The sequence below is a fragment of the Reyranella aquatilis genome (genome assembly GCF_020880995.1).
In the GTDB taxonomy this organism is placed as follows: domain Bacteria; phylum Pseudomonadota; class Alphaproteobacteria; order Reyranellales; family Reyranellaceae; genus Reyranella; species Reyranella aquatilis.
This window is the reverse complement of record NZ_JAJISD010000016.1, coordinates 48,416-66,272: the sequence shown is the minus strand read 5'-3', so window position 1 is coordinate 66,272 and position 17,857 is coordinate 48,416. Positions and strand designations below refer to the sequence as shown.

Annotated in this window: 16 protein-coding genes; 2 read left to right on the top strand and 14 right to left on the bottom strand. The window is 66.4% G+C overall.

Annotated features, from left to right (window positions below; all coding sequences use genetic code 11):
- Positions 1–9: 9 nt before the first annotated feature.
- Positions 10–1,002, top strand: coding sequence for a Bug family tripartite tricarboxylate transporter substrate binding protein (locus LJ725_RS26920; RefSeq protein WP_230554049.1), 993 nt, complete (start codon positions 10–12; stop codon positions 1,000–1,002).
- A 149-nt stretch (positions 1,003–1,151) separates the two neighbouring features.
- On the opposite strand, the gene LJ725_RS26915 is transcribed toward LJ725_RS26920, so the two are convergent.
- The gene (locus LJ725_RS26915) at positions 1,152–1,736 is read right to left on the bottom strand and encodes a flavodoxin family protein (protein ID WP_230554048.1); all 585 of its coding nucleotides are present in this window, start codon (positions 1,734–1,736) and stop codon (positions 1,152–1,154) included.
- Positions 1,737–1,882: 146 nt separating this feature from the next.
- Here LJ725_RS26915 and LJ725_RS26910 point away from each other — a divergent pair, with 146 nt between their 5' ends.
- Positions 1,883–2,305, top strand: a complete 423-nt coding sequence (locus LJ725_RS26910; protein WP_230554047.1) for a winged helix-turn-helix transcriptional regulator — start codon at positions 1,883–1,885, stop codon at positions 2,303–2,305.
- Positions 2,306–2,308: 3 nt separating this feature from the next.
- Here LJ725_RS26910 and LJ725_RS26905 read toward each other — a convergent pair whose 3' ends face one another.
- The 13 genes from LJ725_RS26905 to LJ725_RS26845 form a co-directional block, all read right to left on the bottom strand.
- Complete coding sequence (locus LJ725_RS26905; protein WP_230554046.1) at positions 2,309–2,920, bottom strand: 2OG-Fe(II) oxygenase; 612 nt, start codon at positions 2,918–2,920, stop codon at positions 2,309–2,311.
- Positions 2,921–3,204: 284 nt separating this feature from the next.
- The gene (locus LJ725_RS26900; RefSeq protein WP_230554045.1) at positions 3,205–4,770 is read right to left on the bottom strand and encodes an ABC transporter substrate-binding protein; all 1,566 of its coding nucleotides are present in this window, start codon (positions 4,768–4,770) and stop codon (positions 3,205–3,207) included.
- 373 nt (positions 4,771–5,143) lie between these two features.
- Positions 5,144–6,184 (bottom strand): amidohydrolase family protein, encoded by a 1,041-nt coding sequence (locus LJ725_RS26895; RefSeq protein WP_230554044.1) that lies wholly within the window; start codon positions 6,182–6,184, stop codon positions 5,144–5,146.
- Positions 6,185–6,207: 23 nt separating this feature from the next.
- On the bottom strand, positions 6,208–6,612 hold the full coding sequence (locus LJ725_RS26890; protein ID WP_230554043.1) for an AtzH-like domain-containing protein: 405 nt from the start codon (positions 6,610–6,612) through the stop codon (positions 6,208–6,210).
- Entirely contained in the window at positions 6,609–7,160 is a 552-nt protein-coding gene (locus LJ725_RS26885) for a sugar O-acetyltransferase (RefSeq protein WP_329958400.1), read from the bottom strand. Before LJ725_RS26885 ends, LJ725_RS26890 begins: the two co-directional genes overlap by 4 nt.
- Positions 7,161–7,184: 24 nt before the next feature.
- The gene (locus LJ725_RS26880) at positions 7,185–8,366 is read right to left on the bottom strand and encodes an amidase (RefSeq protein WP_230554042.1); all 1,182 of its coding nucleotides are present in this window, start codon (positions 8,364–8,366) and stop codon (positions 7,185–7,187) included.
- A 177-nt stretch (positions 8,367–8,543) separates the two neighbouring features.
- Positions 8,544–11,669: an efflux RND transporter permease subunit gene (locus tag LJ725_RS26875; RefSeq protein ID WP_230554041.1), complete on the bottom strand. Its 3,126-nt coding sequence runs from the start codon at positions 11,667–11,669 to the stop codon at positions 8,544–8,546.
- An 18-nt stretch (positions 11,670–11,687) separates the two neighbouring features.
- Complete coding sequence (locus LJ725_RS26870) at positions 11,688–13,025, bottom strand: efflux RND transporter periplasmic adaptor subunit (protein ID WP_230554040.1); 1,338 nt, start codon at positions 13,023–13,025, stop codon at positions 11,688–11,690.
- A 153-nt stretch (positions 13,026–13,178) separates the two neighbouring features.
- The gene (gene rpsD / locus LJ725_RS26865; protein ID WP_230554039.1) at positions 13,179–13,793 is read right to left on the bottom strand and encodes a 30S ribosomal protein S4; all 615 of its coding nucleotides are present in this window, start codon (positions 13,791–13,793) and stop codon (positions 13,179–13,181) included.
- Between the two features lie 188 nt (positions 13,794–13,981).
- Positions 13,982–14,404, bottom strand: coding sequence for an OsmC family protein (locus LJ725_RS26860; RefSeq protein ID WP_230554038.1), 423 nt, complete (start codon positions 14,402–14,404; stop codon positions 13,982–13,984).
- A gap of 2 nt (positions 14,405–14,406) precedes the next feature.
- Complete coding sequence (locus LJ725_RS26855) at positions 14,407–15,171, bottom strand: RNA methyltransferase (RefSeq protein WP_230554037.1); 765 nt, start codon at positions 15,169–15,171, stop codon at positions 14,407–14,409.
- Positions 15,172–15,188: 17 nt separating this feature from the next.
- Positions 15,189–16,754, bottom strand: a complete 1,566-nt coding sequence (locus LJ725_RS26850) for a DHA2 family efflux MFS transporter permease subunit (protein ID WP_230554036.1) — start codon at positions 16,752–16,754, stop codon at positions 15,189–15,191.
- Positions 16,703–17,749 carry an HlyD family secretion protein gene (locus tag LJ725_RS26845; RefSeq protein WP_230554035.1) on the bottom strand — a complete coding sequence of 349 codons (1,047 nt, stop codon included), beginning with the start codon at positions 17,747–17,749 and terminating at the stop codon, positions 16,703–16,705. Before LJ725_RS26845 ends, LJ725_RS26850 begins: the two co-directional genes overlap by 52 nt.
- Positions 17,750–17,857: the final 108 nt, after the last annotated feature.

The following is a 17,857-nucleotide window of genomic DNA, read 5'->3' as shown; positions in this document are numbered from 1 at the left end:
TCACATGACATGAACATCGAAGACACGAAATTCAGCCGCCGCCATGTGCTCTCCGCACTGGCGGCCGGCATAGTGGGCAGCCAGGTCGCCGGTCGCGGCGCGTTCGCCCAGGCCTACCCCTCGCGCCCCATCAAGCTGCTGGTCGGTTATCCGCCGGGCGGCGGCGCCGACATCCTGGCACGGATCTTTGCCAACAAGCTGAGCCCGCTGGTCGGCCAGCCGGTCGTCGTTGAGAACCGGCCGGGCGCCGGCTCGACCATCGCGGCGGCGGCTCTCGCGAGCGCGCCACCGGACGGCTACACACTGTTCTTCGCCGAGTCGGGAATCCTGGTCGGCACAACGATCTACGACAAGGTCGGCTATGATCCGTTGACGCTCACGCCGGTCGGTATCATCGGCAACCTGCCCTACTCGCTGGTGGTGAACCCATCGTTTCCCGCCCAGAACGTCCGTGAACTCATCGATGTGCTGAAGGCCAGCCCCGGCAAGTACAGCTATGCCTCACCGGGCGTCGGCAATATCGCCCACCTCAGCGCCGAGATGTTCCAGAAGGAAGCCGGCGTCCAGATCGTGCATGTCCCCTACAAGGGTGGCACGCCGGCGCTGGCGGACCTTGTGGGCGGCCAGATCCCGATCTGCTTCGTGAGCCTGCCGCCCGCGCTTGCACTGGCCAGAAGCGGCAAGCTCCGGCTACTCGCCGTGACCTCTACCAAGCGTTCGCCGGTTTCGCCCGACACACCGGCCATCGCCGAGACGCTGCCGGGTTTCAATTCGGTGGCCAGCATCTTCCTGCTGGCGCCGCCAGGCACGCCTGCGCCCATCGTCGAGCGTGCCAACGCCGCGATGCGCGAGGTCATGGCGATGAAGGATGTGCAGTCGGACTTCGTGGCGCAGGGTGCGACGGTGGAGACCAGCAGCCCGCAGGCCCTCGCGACGCTGTTCAAGGACGAGCTGGCCTCGTGGGGCTCGATCGTGAAATCCGCCAACGTGAAGATGGAATGACCAGCGGACGACCCGACATTCCTTCTCCGCACCGGGTGAGGCAGCGGAAGACCTAAGGGGGAAAGCCACCGCTCTGAACCACTCAAGGTTCAAGGCATTCGCGTGGCTTTCCCCCTCCCGGCCTCCCCCGTACCATGGGAGAGGCTAGGCTAAGCCGCCTGCGCGAGCGGCGCTTCCCGCCAGCGCTGGCTGGCCTCGGCCACACGGCGGCCGAGCGCCTCGAAGGTCTTGAAGTCGCTGGCGCCGATGCCCTCGACGCCCTGGTCGGCATTGGCCTGGCCCATGGCCCCGATCGATGCGCCGACCCGATTGAGGTCCGCGACCGAGCCCTTCGAGCTGTTGTTGCCCGGCGGCAGGCCGAGGCCGACCCACACCATGCCGTGCTGAACGGCGAGCGTGAGCAGCTGGTAGAGCGTGTTGTGCTTGTCGCCGTTCCACGAGGCGGAGACGGTGAAGCCGGCGGCGAGCTTGTTGCGCCACCTTCCCTCCATCCAGCGTCCCGACGTCCAGTCCTTGAACCTGGCGAAGTCGGCCGAGACGCCGCCCATGTAGGTCGGGCTGCCGAAGATGATCGCATCCGCGGCATCCAGCTCGGCCGCGCGGGCCTCTGCTTCGGCGACCGGAATCAGGCTCACCTCGGTGCCCGAAACGGCCCGTGCGCCGGTGGCGACGGCCTCGGCGAGGGCCTGCGTGTGGCCGTAGCCCGAGTGATAGACGATAGCGACTTTGCTCATGACGGCTTCCAATCCTTTGATTTATCTGGGGAAATCGAACTATAGTTTCTCCAGATCAGTTACTTTCACAAAGTGACTGGAAACATTTGGGAAGCCCTCTATATATTCACCAGTAGGTACCGAATCGTAACCTGAAGGTTTTTTCGATGAGCATCCCGACCCCGACTCCGACGACACAGTCCAAGGAGAGCGTGACCTGTCCCATGGACTTCATCCTGCGCATGCTGATGGGGCCGTGGACGACGTACATCCTCTACAATCTTCGAACCCACGGCCCGCAGCGCTTCGGCGAGTTGAAGCGACGGGTGTCGGGCATCTCGGCCAAGATGCTGACGGAGCGTCTACGCACACTTGAAGGCGCGGCCCTGGTGAAGCGCGACTACGAGGCGACCATCCCGCCCAAGGTGACCTATTCCCTCACCAAGCGCGGCGGGGAACTGGATGAGGTCATGGACCGGCTGGCCGAGATCGCGGTGCGCTGGGAGGCCGAGGACGCCGCCCAGCGGGCGGCCCGCGCCGCCGAGGCCAGGGCGCCGGAAAATTTGGGGGAGCTGCGCGCAGCTGAATAGGCCTCAGCCGCACAGCCAGATGTTCAGCGAGAAGCGGCCGTCGCCGAACGCACCCTTGAAGCAGGATACTCGCTCGACCTCGTGAAGCGCCGTCGACGGGAAGACCAGCAGGCTGTCGTGCTCCGGCTCAACATCGATCGTCTCGCCGCCCGCCAGATCGAACAGACGCAGGCGCCCGCCGGTGAAGCGGCGCGGCTCGCGGTGGAAGTAGTAGACCATGGTGAGGCGCCGGCGGCCGCCCGGCGTGTAGTGGTCGCCGGTGAAGGTATCCGTATGCGCCCGGTAGAAGGCGCCATGGCCATGCGCCACCACCTCCATCTGCGTGCTGTTGCGCGGCGTGGCGGGCATCTCGAAGTCCGTCTCCAGCTCGGCCTGCAGCGCCAGCGCCCGGCGGCGCAGGGGGACGGCGAAGTCGCCCAGATCCTTCAGCACGCTGGAATGGCGAACGACGCTGTCGAGCCGGCCCTTTCCCACGGCGGCCAGCCGCGTCGGGATGAAGCGGTCCTCGGCGGCCAGGGCATATTCGAGCAGGCGGGCTGAGCCCGCCTCGCCCAGCCAGCCTGCGAGGATGCGATGGGGCGGAAACCGCCCGCCGAGGAAAGACGGTTCCGACATCAGCCAGCTGTCGGCGCATTAACCAGCTCTGGCAAGGCTTTGTTTCAGCTAATTTTTTCAACACTTGCTGAAATGCCGCCTGAGCTTGCTGAAGCAATACCTGAAGAAAGAGCGCCAACCCGTCGAATAGGTCGATGCCTTGCTATCGTAAGCTAATCCAAACCCTCAGCCGGCCCCACAGCCGCACTGTTCGTTCAAAACATTAGCCAGTGGCCGTCCGAGCCTCTTGAGCAGGGATTCTTGAGACGCTCCCGAGCTTTCCTTCTGCGCGCGGCGAGGGCGCCTTACTTCTTCGTTACCCCCCAGAAGACCGTGACCGGAGGGGGCGGATTCAGCGTCCCGATATTGGAGCGCACGGCGCTCACCCCGAACCATTCGCCAAGCGGCACGTGCGTGACCACCTTGATGGCGCGCTCCTGAACGGCCGTGGCGGCGGCCTTCTTCTCGGCTTCCGTGGCCGCCTTCACGTACTGATCGCGCAGCTTCTCCAGTTCCTCGTCGCAGGGCCAGCCGGCCCGGGCCTTGTCGCAGCTCGCGATCAGGAACGGCGTCATCAGCGGGTCGAGGATGTCGACCTGGGACCAGCTCGTCGAGAAGGCGTTCCAGCCGCCCTCCGAGACCGGCACCTTCTTGGCAAGCCGCACGATCACGCTCTGCCAGTCCATCGACACCATCTCGACCTTGAAGCCGGCCCTCTCCAGCAGCGACTTTGCGACCGGACCGAGCTGCTTGATGACGCCGAGGTCGGTCGGCGCCAGCAGCGTCACCGGCGTGCCGTCGTACCCCGCCTCTGCCAGCAGCGCCCTGGCTTTGGCCGCATTGCCTTCCACGAGGCCTGCCATGCCGGCGTCGGTGGCAAGCGGCGAGCCGCAGGTGAACATCGCCTTGCAGGTCTGCCAGAAGCGCTTGTCGCCGATGTTGGCCTGCAGGAAGTCCTCCTGGTTCAGCGCCAACGCGGCCGCCTGACGGATTTTTTCATTGTTGAAGGGCGGCAGCAGCCAGTTCGGCCGGAAGGCGTACTGGTTGGACACGCGGCCCTTGATGACGCGGACGCCCTTGTCCTTCTCGACGAGCGGCAGGTGATCGGTCGAGACCGCCTCGAGCATGTCGAGTTCGCCCTTCAGCAGCGCGTTGACCTGGGTCTCGGCATCGGGGATCCACACCCACTCGACGCGATCGACGCTCACCACCTTGCCGCCCGACAGGCCCGACATCGGCTCCGAACGCGGCTTGTACTTGGCGAACTTCGTGTAGACGAGCTTCTCGCCGGGCTTCCATTCGTCCTTCTTGAACACGAAGGGGCCGGAGCCGATGTACTCTTCGATCTGCTTGAACGGATCGGTCTCGGCGATGCGCTTGGGCATCATGAAGGGCACGACGACCGAGGGCTTGCCCAGCGCTTCGAGCACCGCGCCGAACTTCTCCTTGAGTACGATCTGGAAGGTCTTGGGATCCACGACCTTGTATTCCTGCAGCGCCTGGGCGAGCTTCTGGCCCATCGCGTCGCGGGCTGCCCAGCGCTTCAGCGAGGCGACGCAGTCCTCCGCCGTCACCGGCTGGCCGTCGTGCCATTCCAACCCGTCGCGCAGCTTGAAGGTCCAGACGAGTCCGTCGTCGCTGGTCGTCCAGGTGTCGACCATCTGCGGCTTCACCTGGAACTTCTCGTCCATGGCGAACAGCACGTCGTAGAGCATGTAGCCGTGATTGCGGGTGATGTAGGCACCGCTCCAGATCGGATCGAGCACCTTCACGTCGGAATGCATGACCACCTTCAGCGTCTGCGCCGATGCCATGGGCACGGCGGACACGGTGGCGAGCGCGGCAACGGCAGACAGCAACAAACGACGCATGCTTTGGCCCCCAATGGAAACGCGAGGACCCAAATTCTAGGGCGAGTTCACAGCCTGTGTCAGCGCGAGAGACCTCGCCCGAGGAAAAAGAAACCTTGCCCGAACGACAGCGCGCGACACGATTCTTGCAGGGTGACGCGCCTCGCGCCTTCGGCGCCTATCCGCTGATCCGACAGGGCAATCGAGTTTGAGGTAAGGGTCCCTCGCTTACGCTCGGGATGACAATTCTCATGGGATTTGCGCAGTACGCCGACCCAGCGAGCGGTGTCATCCCGAGCGAAAGCGAGGGACCTTTGCCCTTCTTCGGAGCGCCAGCCACCACGGCCGCTTCAGGCGCGGGCGACACCCCCTTGGCGGGAGAGGAAGGCGAGCGTCAGAGCGCCAGCTTGTAGATCCGCGCCGCCGTTCCGGAGAACAGCGCCTTCTTCTCCGAGGGCGAAGCGCCCGCCGAGATGCGCTTGAAGGCGTTCCACAGGACGCCGTAGCCGGAGGTGATCTTGTCGACGGGGAAATTGCTCTCGTACATGCAGCGGTCGACGCCGAACAGGTCGATCGTGGTCTCGACCCAGGGCCGGTAGGCCTCGGCCAGTTCTGCCGAGCCCGGCGGGGTCGGGCGCCGGTAGAAGTCGAAAAAGCCCATCGCCATGCCGAGGCCGCCGAGCTTCACCACGATGTTCTGCCGGCGGGACAGTTCGGCCATCGATTTCCTCCAGGCCGCGCGCACCTCATCGTGGCGCCCGGCATAGCCTGCATAGCCCAGCGGGCCACCGACATGATCGAGGACGATGTGCGTCCCCGGGAAGGCGTCGGCCAGTTCGGCGATCTCGGCGAGCTGCGGATGGTAGAGCCAGGCGTCGAATGTCAGATCGCGCTTCGCCAGTTCCCGGAAGCCCTCGCGCCAGGTCAGGTCGCGCGTCTGCTCGGGCGGCGGATCGTTGCGGGAATTGCGGATGCCCGGATCGGCATCCCAGCCGGTCTGGTGGCGGATGCCCTTGAAGCGGCCGTTGCCGGCGGCGATCTGGGCATCGAACACGTCGCCCGCTTTCTCGCCCCGGCGCAGGTCGACATGGCTGACGATGCCGGCACAGGCACGCAGGTTTCCATACAGCCCCGACGCGCTCATCGCCGCCACGCCGTTGGCGAACTCGGTCTCGCCGATGCAGCGCAGCTCCGCCGGCCCGTCCTTGCGGTACATCGAATGGCAGTCGACGAACACCGTGCCGACGATGTTGTGTCCGGTCTGCGTGTCGGCCAACAGGTCGTGGAACAGATAGTCGTTGCCGGCGCGCTGCCATAGATGATGATGCGGATCGACGATCGGCAGGTCGGGCTCGAGCGCCGGTTCGCTCACCTTGGTAACCCACTCGGGGTTGGGATTCATCACATTGCCAAGGCTTTCGGCGGGCTGCGCCATCGTTTCCTCCGTTTTCTTTTTCTCTACAGGATCGGCTCTTCGGCGATCATCGAGACGTGGGCGTGGACGACCTTCCAGCCGACGTCGGGAAAGCGGACCCAGGTCTGGGTCTGCCGGCCCGTCATCTCCCGGCCGCGCACCTTGTAGACCAGCGACACCGTCGCGAGGTCGCGGCCCAGGGTCACGATGTCGAGGCGCAGCCGCTTCTCCTTGGTGCCGGGGCCCGGCGGGCGGGCGACGCGAAAGGCGTGGATGCGGTCGAAGCCGTAGCCGTGCTCGTTGTTGGCGAGGCGGATCGTATGCGGGCTGTTCCAGAACGTGGCGTCGAGCACCTCGACGTTCTTGTCGATCAGCGCCTGCTCGTAGCGCTCGAACAGCACGCGCACCTCTTCGACGACCTCGGGAATGTTCGGGGTAAAATCCGTCACGCTGGCCTCTCTCTGGCTGGGTTTCCGACGACAGTAGCACCGGGCCGCACATCGCGCGTCACCACGGCGCCCGCGCCGACGATTGCGCCGTCGCCGATGGTCACGCCGGGCAGCACGATCGCGCCGCCGCCGATCCACACGTCGGCGCCGATGGTGACAGGCCGGCCGAACTCCAGGCCGGCGCGTCGCTGTGCGGGATCACGTGGATGGTCCGCGGTCAGGATCTGCACGCCCGGCCCGATCTGCGTGCGATCGCCGATCGCGACCTTCACCACGTCGAGGATCACGCAATTGAAGTTGAGGAACACGCCCTTGCCGAGACTGATGTTGTAGCCGTAGTCGCAACGGAAGGGGGGGCGGATGTAGGCGCCCTCGCCCACCTCGGCCATGATCTCGCGCAGCAGTGCCGCGTGGTCGCGCTGGGTCGCGGCAATCGAGCCGTTGTAGCGGTCCATCCACCCGGCGACGCGGCGTGCGTCGGCGGTGAGTTCCTCGCCGGCCGCAACATAGAGTTCGCCCGCCAGCATCTTCTGCTTCTCGGTCGCCAACGCGCCTCCTTCGCGAAGGCGCGATCAGCCCGCCGCCTTCTCCATCGCGCGCGCGACAGCCACCAGGGTCGCATCGCTGCCACGCGGGCCGATGATGGACAGGCCGACCGGCAGACCGTCAACCGTCGTGGCGCCGGGAAGATTGACCTGCGGAAAGCCCGCCAGCCCGCCCTGCGCGCAGAGGCAGGTGATGCGGTCGCGCAAAGGATCGAGCACAGACAGCGGCAGGCCGACCTTCGGCGCGGGGAACGGCGTGGTCGGCAGGCAGAGAATCGTGCCCTCGGGCAGCAGGTACTTCATGCGGCCGCGCACTTCCTGGCGCATCAGGTTGGCCCAGACCTTGTCGCTCTCCGGAATCATCGAGCCGGTCACTAGAGCCTTGGCGACCGAGAAGGCAAAGCGCGGATTGCGCTCGTCGAGCCAGCTCCTGAAGGTGGCATAGGCCTCGGCAGGCTGCAGGCTGCGCTGGGCGCGCGCCCACACCGACAGGCCCTGCGGCGCCATGATCTCCTCGCCGCTCGAACCGATCAGCGCGGCGAGCTTCCGCACCATCGGCTGCAGCGCTTCCGCCGTATCGGCATCCGCGAAACCGAATGCGTCGACGGCCACGATCAGCTTCGAGGGCAGCTTCGACGGAATCTCTTCCCCCAGCATGACGGCGGAGACCCGGGCAAAGGTCTCGGCATCGCGCGCGAACCAGCCGGTCGTGTCCGAGGTTGGCGCCTGGGGCAGCATGCCCGTCACGTCCACACGACCATGCGTCGGCCGGATCCCATGGAGGCCGCAGAAGCTCGAGGGCACGCGCACCGAGCCGCCAGTGTCGGTGCCCAGCGCGGTGTCGCAGATCCCCGCGGCGACGGCCGCGGCCGAGCCCGAGGAGGAGCCGCCCGGCACGCGGCCCGGCGCCGCCACGTTCTTCGGCGTGCCGTCGAAGGCGTTCTCGCCCAGGATACCCAGCGACACCTCGTCGGTGATGGTCTTGCCGATCAGCGTGGCCCCGGCATCGAGCAGGGTCTGGACCGCCCACGAATGCTTGTCCGGGATCGGTCGCCCGGTGGGCCAGTCGTGATTGCCGCCGCCGGTCGGTACGCCCGCCACCGCGAACAGGTCCTTGGCCGCGAATGTGAGGCCGGACAGGGGGCCACCGGCACGCCCCTCGATATGGACACGGGGGCCGGGAACGAAGGCACCGATCTCGTCAGTCATGAACGCTACTCGCTTCTAAGGCCGCTACGGTGGCCCATGCTTCGAGACGCCGGGCTCCGCCCGGCGCCTGAGCATGAGGTCTTGGTCTGGGGAATGCACTTTCCATTCCCGATCTCATCCTGCGGAGCGTCGCCCGGCGACGCGTCTCGAAGGATGGGTGCACACGAAGCGCCGCGGCTACTCAGCCGGCTGAGCCGGCGTGCGACCCTTGGTGCGCCAGCGCTTGGCCCAGCCGGGGCTGAACTTCATGCCCGTCAGCTTGTCGAACCACATGTACACGACCGGCGTGATGAACAAGGTGAGGACCTGCGACACCAGCAGGCCGCCGACGACGGTGATGCCCAGCGGCTGGCGCAGTTCGGCGCCGGCGCCATGACCGACCGCGATCGGCAGCGCGCCCAGCAGGGCGCACACGGTGGTCATCATGATCGGTCGGAACCGGAGGAGCGCGGCCTCGACGATGGCCGTCTCCGCGTCGGCCCCCTGCCCGCGCCGTTCGATCGCGAAGTCGACCATCATGATGGCGTTCTTCTTCACGATGCCGATCAGCATCACCACGCCGATCAGGGCGATGACCGAAAGATCCATCTTGAACAGCATCAGCGTGGCGAGCGCACCGATGCCGGCGGACGGCAGCCCCGAGAGGATGGTCAGCGGATGGATGAAATTCTCGTAGAGGATTCCCAGGATGATGTAGATCACGAGCACGGCAGCAAACAGCAGCATGCCCTGATTGGCGACGGCCTGCTGGAAGACCTGGGCGCTGCCCTCGAAGCTGGTCGCGATGCTGGCGGGCAGACCGACCTCGCGTGCCACCGCCTGGATGTCCTTCACCGCGTCGCCGAGTGCCACGCCAGGCGCCAGGTTGAACGAGATGATGACCGACGGCAGCTGGGCGATGTGATTGACCGTGAGCGAGGTTGGCTTGTCGCTGCGCTTGGCCACCGTATCGAGGGGGACGAGAGCGCCGCTCGGAGTCCGGACCTGCATCCGCCTAAGCACTTCGCTGGTATCGGCGTACTTCGGATCTGCCTCGAGGATGACCTGGTAGGTGTCGTCGGGCGCGTAGATCGTCGAGACCTGGCGCGTGCCGAACGCCGAGTAGAGCAGCAGGCGGATCTGGTCGACGGACAGGCCGAGCCGCGAGGCCGTGTCGCGGTCGACGTCGATCACAGTGGAGCGCGCCCTGACCTGGAGGTCCGAGTTCACGTCGGTGATCGAAGGAATGCGCTTCATGCGCTCTTCCATCTGCGGCGCGTATTCCCGAAGCAGCGCCAGGTTGGAGGAGCGCATCCCGAACTGGTACTGCGCCCGGCTCTGCGTCGTTGCGATGTTGATCGACTGGATCGGCTGGTAGAAGACGTTGATCCCCGGCACGGTCGCCGAGGCGCGACGCAGGCGGGCGATGACCTCGGTGGCCGTCGCGGTGCGCTCGCTCTTGGGACGCAAGGTGATGAAGATGCGCCCCGAATTGACGGTGCTGGCCGCGTTGCCGCCGCCTACCGTCGACATGACGGAGACGACGTCGGGATCGCGCTTGATGACCTCTGCGAGCGCACCCTGGCGCGCCACCATGGCATCGAACGAAGCGTCGTCGGGCCCTACGGTCGAGCCGGTGATCTGGCCGATATCCTCTGTCGGGAAGAAGCCCTTGGGAATCACCTGGAACAGGTAGGCTGTCAGCGCGAATGTCCCGAGCGTGAGCAGCAGTACCAGGCGCGGCAGCTTGACGACACGCTTCAACGACCACGCATAGCCTTCCGTGACCTTGTTGAAGCTCCACTCGAACAGCCGCAGCAGCGCGTTGTGCTTCTCGTGATGGTCGATCGGCTTCAGGAGACGCGAACACAGCATGGGCGTCAGCGTCAGCGACACGATGCCCGAGATGAGGATGGCCATGCTGATGACCAGGCCGAACTCGTTGAACATGCGGCCGACCACGCCGCCCATGAACAGCACCGGGATGAACACCGCCACCAGCGACAGCGTCATCGACACGATGGTGAAGCCCACCTCCTTCGAGCCCTTGAAGGCGGCATCCAGCGGCTTCTCGCCCGCCTCGATGTGGCGGACGATGTTCTCCAGCATGACGATGGCGTCATCGACCACGAAGCCGACCGCCAGAGTCAGGGCCAGCAGCGAGATGTTGTCGATCGAGTGGCCGCAGAGATACATGCCGGCGAACGTGCCGACGACGGAGATCGGCAGGGCAATGGCCGGGATGATCGTCGCGCGGAAACTGCGCAGGAAGAAGTAGATCGCGACGATGACGAGGATGCCCGCGAGGACGAGCGTGAACTCGACATCCTCGATGGCTTCACGGATCGAGACCGAGCGATCGTTCAGGATGCTGATCTCGACGCCGCTCATCATCTCGGCCTGGATCGCCGGCAGCATGGCCCTGACCCGGTCGACCACCTCGACGGTGTTTGCGTCGGGCTGCCGGTAGACCGCAAGCAGGATGGCGCGGGTGCCGTCGAGCCAGCTCGCCACCTTGTCGTTCTCGACGCTGTCGATGGCCGTGGCCACGTCGGACAGCCGCACCGGCGCGCCGTTCTGCCAGCTCACGATCACCGGCATGTAGTCGGCGGCCTTGTTGATCGGACCGGTGGCGTCGAGGATCGAGCTCTGGCGGGAATCGGCGATGGCGCCGACGGGCTTGCTCGAATTGGCGGCGACGATCGCGTTCTGCAGTTCCTGCAGGGTGAGGCCCCGCACCGCGAGCTGGTCGAGGTCGGCACGCACGCGCACAGCGTACTTCTGAGTGCCGAAGATCAGGACCTGGGCGATGCCGGGCAGCGTCGAGATACGCGGCAGGATCGAGCGATTGGCGAAGGCGTCGACATCCGACAGCCGTACCTGGCTGGATTTCAGCGCCAGGAACATGATCGGGAAGTCGGCCGGGTTGACCTTGCGGAAGCTGGGCGGTGTCGGCAGTTCGACCGGCAGGCGGCGCATCGCCGAGGAAATGGCCGACTGCACGTCGAGCGCCGCCCCGTCGATGCTGCGGTTGAGGTCGAACTGGAGCACGATCGAGGTGTTGCCCAGCGAGGAGGTCGAGGTCATCGACGTCACGCCGGCGATGGTCGAGAACTGGCGCTCGAGGATCGAGGCGACCGAGGCGGCCATCGTCTCGGGGCTGGCGCCGGGAAGCTGCGCCTGGACCTGGATGGTCGGGAAGTCGACGCGCGGGACGGCGGCGACGGGAAGCTGCTTGAAACCGAAGATGCCCGCGATGACGATCATCGCCATCAGCAGGATCGTCATCACGGGACGCCGGATGCAGAGAGCCGAAAGCGACATGTCCGCTCTCCGTTGGGGTTAGCCGCGCGGCCGGGCGGCCGTGTTGGGCGCCGTCGGTGCCGCCGTGCCCGAGGGAGCTGAGTTGCCCGAGGGACCCGACGGGCCCGAAGATCCGGGATTTCCCGACGGACCGGGCGATGCCGGTGCCGGCGCGCCGGGCGGCGGCCGGATGGCCACGGGAGCGCCGTTGACCAGGCGAAGCTGGCCGTCGACCACCACCGATTCGCCCTCGGCGAGGCCGCTGCCGATCACCGACTCGCCCGATTGCGTACGCTTGATCACCACCGGACGGACCTCGGCGACCCCATCCTTCACGACGAAGATGTACGGTCCCTGCGGTCCGAGCTGGACGGCCGCGGCGGTGACGGCGATCGCCTCGGGCTCGACACCGAGGATGACCTCCACCTTGACGAACTGGCCTGGCCAGAGGCCCTCGTTGCTGTTGTTGATCCGAGCCTTGGCGGTCACGGTGCCGGTGTTCGGATCCACCGTGTTCTCGATGAAAGCCATCGTGCCGGACTGTCGCTTGTCGCTGACGATCGCATCGACGCGGACAGGACCCTTGGCCATGGCCGCACGCAGGTCGGGCAGCAGGACCTGCGGCAACGCAAAGCTGACGAAGATCGGATCCACCTGGTTGATGACCGCCAGCGTGGCGGTGGCGGTATTGTCGGCCACGCGGACGACGGTGCCGGCCTTGCTGTTGATCGAACCGATCCGGCCCGACACGGGCGCGCGGATCTCCGTGTAGCTCAGCTGGGTGAGGGTCGCGTCGCGGCTGGCCTCGTCGGCCTCGAGCTGGGCTTCCAGCGACTTCAGGTTGGTCGCGCTGGTGTCGCGCTGAACGGCGGTGCCTGCGCCCTTGCTGAGAAGCCCGTCGGCGCGCTCGTTGTCTCGCTTTGCCTGCTGGATCTGGGTCTGCGTCTTGCGGATCTGCGCCTCGATCATGCCGAGCTGCGCCTTGAGGGTGCGGTTGTCGAGTTCGAACAGCAGTTGGCCTTCCTTGACCAGCGCGCCCTCCTCGACGTTCACCTTCATGATCTGGCTGTCGATCCGCGGCTTGATCTGGATGGAGGCGATGGCCTGGACGGTGCCGACTGCCTCGATCACAACGGACATCGGCTTCTTGCCCACGGTCGTGACGACGACCGGCACGTTGCCGCCGGGGTTGGCGCGACCGCGGCGTCCCTGCGGCTGGGCTCCCGCAGCGGGGCTGGCCTGGCTTTCGGCGGCCTTGGCTGCGGAGCCCATGCCTACGTAGGGGCCGACCTCGCGAATCACGTCGTCGCGGTAAACGTAGGCCGCTCCGCCGATCGCAACGATCGAGGCGAAGACCGCCGCACGGACCAATCCCATTGCCTAGACTCCCAAGTCCCCAAGCCCCGGTAGGATTATAATCCTCCGGCCCTCGGGCGATAGACTCAAAGAACCACGATCACAGGGAATTTTAATGCAAAAAACCCGCCACATGAGGGCGGGTTTTTCGTCTCTATCGGGATGTCGGCCGGATCAGCGGCTGTAGTATTCGACGACCAGCGACGGTTCCATCTGGACGGGGTACGGCACGTCGGCGAGCTTCGGCCCGCGCACGTAGGTGCCCTTCATCTCCTTGTGGTCGACCGTGACGTATTCCGGCACGTCGCGCTCGGCGCTCTGCGTGGCCTCGAGGACGCGCTCCATCTCCTTGGCCTTGGACGTGAGCTCGATCACGTCGTTGTCCTTCACAAGGTACGAAGCGATGTTCACGCGGCGGCCGTTGACCTTCACGTGGCCGTGGCTGACCAGCTGGCGCGAGGCGAAGACGGTGATGGCGAACTTCATGCGGTAGATCACCGCGTCCAGCCGGCGCTCGAGGAGCTCGACCAGGTTTTCGCCGGTGTCGCCCTTGCGGCGCACGGCTTCGGTGTAATAGCGGCGGAGCTGACGTTCGCTGACCGAGCCGTAGTAGCCCTTCAGGCGCTGCTTCGCCATGAGCTGCAGGCGGTAGTCGGTCGGCTTGGTGCGACCCTGGCCGTGCTGGCCGGGACCGTATTCACGCTTGTTGAGCGGGCTCTTGGGACGGCCCCACAGGTTGACCCTGAGGCGGCGGTCGATCTTGTACTTCGAATTTGCGCGCTTGCTCACGCGTCACTCCATCGTTGTGCGTCCCGCTTCGCGGGTCCGCGCTGTTGTCCGGATAGGCCTGGGTCCGACGTTTGTCGGGGCGGGAGGCGAGCCCGAACGGCCCTCCACCACGTTCTCCGGAAGAAGCGCGGAACATACTGGCGGATGCGGGCCAGTCAAGCGCCCGTTCCGGCAGTAAAATCAACGACTTAGATCTCTACCAGCACGATTTCGTGGGTCACGGCGGCGGTTTTCTTCACCATCGCGGTGGCCGAGCAGTACTTTTCGTCCGACAGGCTGACCGCGCGCTCGACCAGCGCCTTGTTCAGCTTCCGGCCACGCACCGTGTAGACCAGCTTCACCGAGGTGTAGACCTTGGGATGGTCGTCGGCCCGCTCGGCGACCAGCGAGACCTCCACCCCCTCGATGTCCTGGCGCTGCTTCTTCAGCATCGAGACGACGTCGATGGCGGTGCAGCCGCCCATGCCCATCAGCAGGACCTCCATCGGCCGCGAGGCCAGGTTGCGGCCGCCGATGTCGGCCGCGCCGTCCATGGTGATCGTGTGGCCGCTGCCGCCTTCGGCGACCAGCAGGGCGCCGTCGACCCAGGAAATCTTGGCGGTCGTGGACATGGCTATTCCTCGTGCTTGCTCTTGGACAGGAACTTGATGACGCCGTGGAAGGTGCGGGCCTCCTGCTCGGTCATCTCGGCGCGCTGCAGCAGGGCGCGGAGATTGAGAACCATGGAGGGGCGCATCTCCTTGTTGCGCAGGAAGCCCGACTGGTCGAGCGCACGCTCCAGGTGGTCGAACAGGCTCTGCAGTTCTTCCTTGGTCGCGGGACGCGTCGCGTGGTCGGCCATGCGCGACGGCGGCGTCGCGTCGCCGGCCGTGATCCATTCATAGGCCACCAGCAGCACCGCCTGCGCCATGTTCAGCGAAGAGAACTGCGGATTGAGCGGGATGTTGAGCGCGGTGTCGGCGTGCACCATGTCGTCGTTCTCGAGGCCGGTCCGCTCGGGCCCGAACAGGATTCCGACCCGCTCGCCCTGCCCGATCCAGCCGCGCATGTCGGCGGCGGCCTGGCGCGGCGTCACGATGCGCTGCGCCAGCTCGCGGTTGCGCGCCGTCGTGGCGATCACCCGCTCGAGATCGGCCACCGCCTCGCCCACACTGTCGAACACCTCGGCCTTCTCCAGCACGATGTCGGCTCCCGAGGCGGCGCGCTGCGCCTTCTCGTTGGGCCAGCCGTCACGAGGCGCCACGAGGCGCAAGGTCGACAGGCCGCAATTCAGCATGGCCCGCGCGGCCATGCCGATATTCTCTCCGAGCTGCGGGCGCACGAGGATGACCACCGGCGTTGCGGCGGCGACGTCCCGGCCCTTCGATGCGCGTCCCATGCCGCCGTATAGCGTGCTCAGCGGCCGGCGATAAGGGGCGGACGTCGCATCAGGAACAACAGCGGGATCAGCGCCAGCGAGCAGATCATCATGATGCGGAAATCGTTGAGGTAGCCGATCAGGGCGGCTTGCCGCGTGATCTCGCCGTCCCAGATCGCGAGCTGCGTCGAATCGAGGCTCACGCCGGAGCCGGCCATCGGCCAGCCGGGATGCCAGGGCGTGAACTTCTCGGTCATGTCGGCGCGGTTCTGCTGGGTGTTGCTGGCCAGCACCGAGACCAGCACCGCGATGCCGATGCTGGCGCCGAGGTTGCGCAGCAGCGCGTTCACCGCCGCCCCCTCGGTGCGCAGGCGCGGCGGCAGGGTCGCGAAGGTGAGCACGGTGAGCGGCGGGAATACGAGGCCGAGGCCGAAGCCCAACAGGATGCCGTTCCAGACGATGCGGCTCTCGCTGACATTGAGGTTGAACAGCGTCATGTCGTAGAGCGACAGCGCGGCCAGCGCGAACCCCAGACCGATCAGGATCCGCGCATCCATCCGGCCGATCAGCCGCGACACCAGCATCATTGAAACCATCATGCCTGCCCCGCGCGGCGCCAGCACGACCCCAGTGGTGAAGACGGGGTAGCCCATGAGCTGCTGCAGGAAGGGCGGCATCAGGGTCGCGGTCACGATCAGCACGAGCCCCGCCAGCGCGGTGAAGCAAAGTCCGACCTTCAGGTTGCGGTCGCGGAACAGGTCGCGCGACAGGAACGGCTGGCGGTCGGTCATCATGTGGATCAGGAACATCGCGAAGGCGACGGCCGCCACCAGGGTCTCGCCGATGATCTCGGCCGAATCGAACCAGTCGAGCAGATGACCGCGGTCGAGCATGAGCTGGAACGAGCCAATGGCGACGGCCAGCAGGGTGAAGCCCAGAAGATCGAAGCGCCGCGGCGCGCCGTGCACGTTGTCGCGCACCAGCGCCAGGATGCCGACGGCGCAGAGGATGCCCACGGGCAGGTTCACGTAGAACACCCAGCGCCAGGAAAACTCGTCGGTCAGCCAGCCGCCCAGCGACGGGCCCGCGATCGGACCGAGCATGGTGCCGACGCCCCACATCGCCATCGCCTTGCCCTGCTCCTCGCGCGGATAGGTGTCCATCATGATGGCCTGCGACACCGGCACGAGGGCGGCGCCGAAGCCGCCCTGCAGCGCGCGGAACAGCACGAGCTGTTCCAGCGACTGCGCCGCGCCGCACATCATCGACACGATGGTGAAGCCGATTACGCAGGTCGCCAGGGTCCGTCGCAGGCCGAAGCGCATGGCGCAGAAGCCCGCGAGCGGCGTCAGGATCGCCGAGGCCACGATGTAGGAGGTCACGACCCAGGAGACCTGCTCCTGCGTGGCCGACAGCGATCCCTGGATCGACGGCAGCGCCACGTTGGCGATGGTGCCGTCGAGCGCATGCATGATGGTCGCGGCCATCACCGTGAAGGTGATGAGGCGGCGGCGGCGCAGCACCGCCGGATCGACGGCCGGCGCCATGGTCGCTAGGGCTTGGGTGTCGCCGAGGCGCTGGAGAGCCCAAGCGACTTCGACCATCCGGCCCAAAGGCTGGCGAGCGAGCGCGTGTGACCCGTCTCGACCTCGACGGTGGTGCTCATGCCGACCCGCAGCGGCGGATCGCCTTCGCGGCAGGCGACGGTGAGGCGCACGGGAATGCGCTGCACCACCTTCACCCAGTTGCCGCTGGCATTCTGCGGCGGCAGCACCGCGAACTCCGCACCGGTCGACTGCGAGATGCTGGACACGGTGCCGTGGCACTCGGACTCGGGGTAGGTGTCGACGTGGATCAGCACCTTCTGGCCGGCCCGCACGCGCGTCAGTTCGGTCTCCTTGAAGTTGGCCTCGACCCAGAGATCGGTGTCGGCCACCACCACCATCACCGGCACGCCCGCGGTGGCGTAGCTGCCCGGAACGGGGCGCTTGCTCACGATGCCGTCGATCGGCGATTCGATGGTGGTGCGGCGCAGTTGCAGCAACGCCTCCTCGCGCATCGCCATCATCTGGCGCACGCGCGGATGGTCGTCAGCGCGGATCTTGGGATCGCCCGCCAGCGCCGCTTCGATGCGTTGCAGGTCTTCCTGTGCGGCCGAGATGCGCTGGCGCGCCACCTCGAGGCCCATGCGCGCCTCTTCCAGCTTGGCGGTCGAGGCGACCTTCTTCTCGGCCAGCTCGGCCTGGCGGTCGAACTCCGCCTGGGCGTAGGTCTGCTGGCTGAGGGCGGCCTTGATCTCCTCGCGCTTGGTGCGCCACTGGGCGCGAAGGCCGCGAATCTCGGCGCGCACCGTCTCGGTCTCCGCCTCGATCCGGGTCAGCGCGTGGCGATAGGACTGGTCGTCGAGCCGGAACAGCAGCTGGCCGCGAGAGACCTTCTCGTTCTCCTGCACCGGCACCTCCACGATGAGGCCCGAAAGCTGGGTCGCGATCTGGGCGCGATCGCCCTTCACATAGGCATTGTCGGTCGTGACCGTGCCGCCCGCGGACAGCCAGATGAAAAGGGTGGCGGCGAGCACGAGGGCCGGCAGGGCCCACATGAAGGCGCGCGCAAGGACGCGACCTCCCAACCTCGGACGCCGTGTCTCGGCCGTCGCGATGGGCGGATTCCGGGTGTCCAGATGTTCTCCGTCTCGCACGCGTCGTAT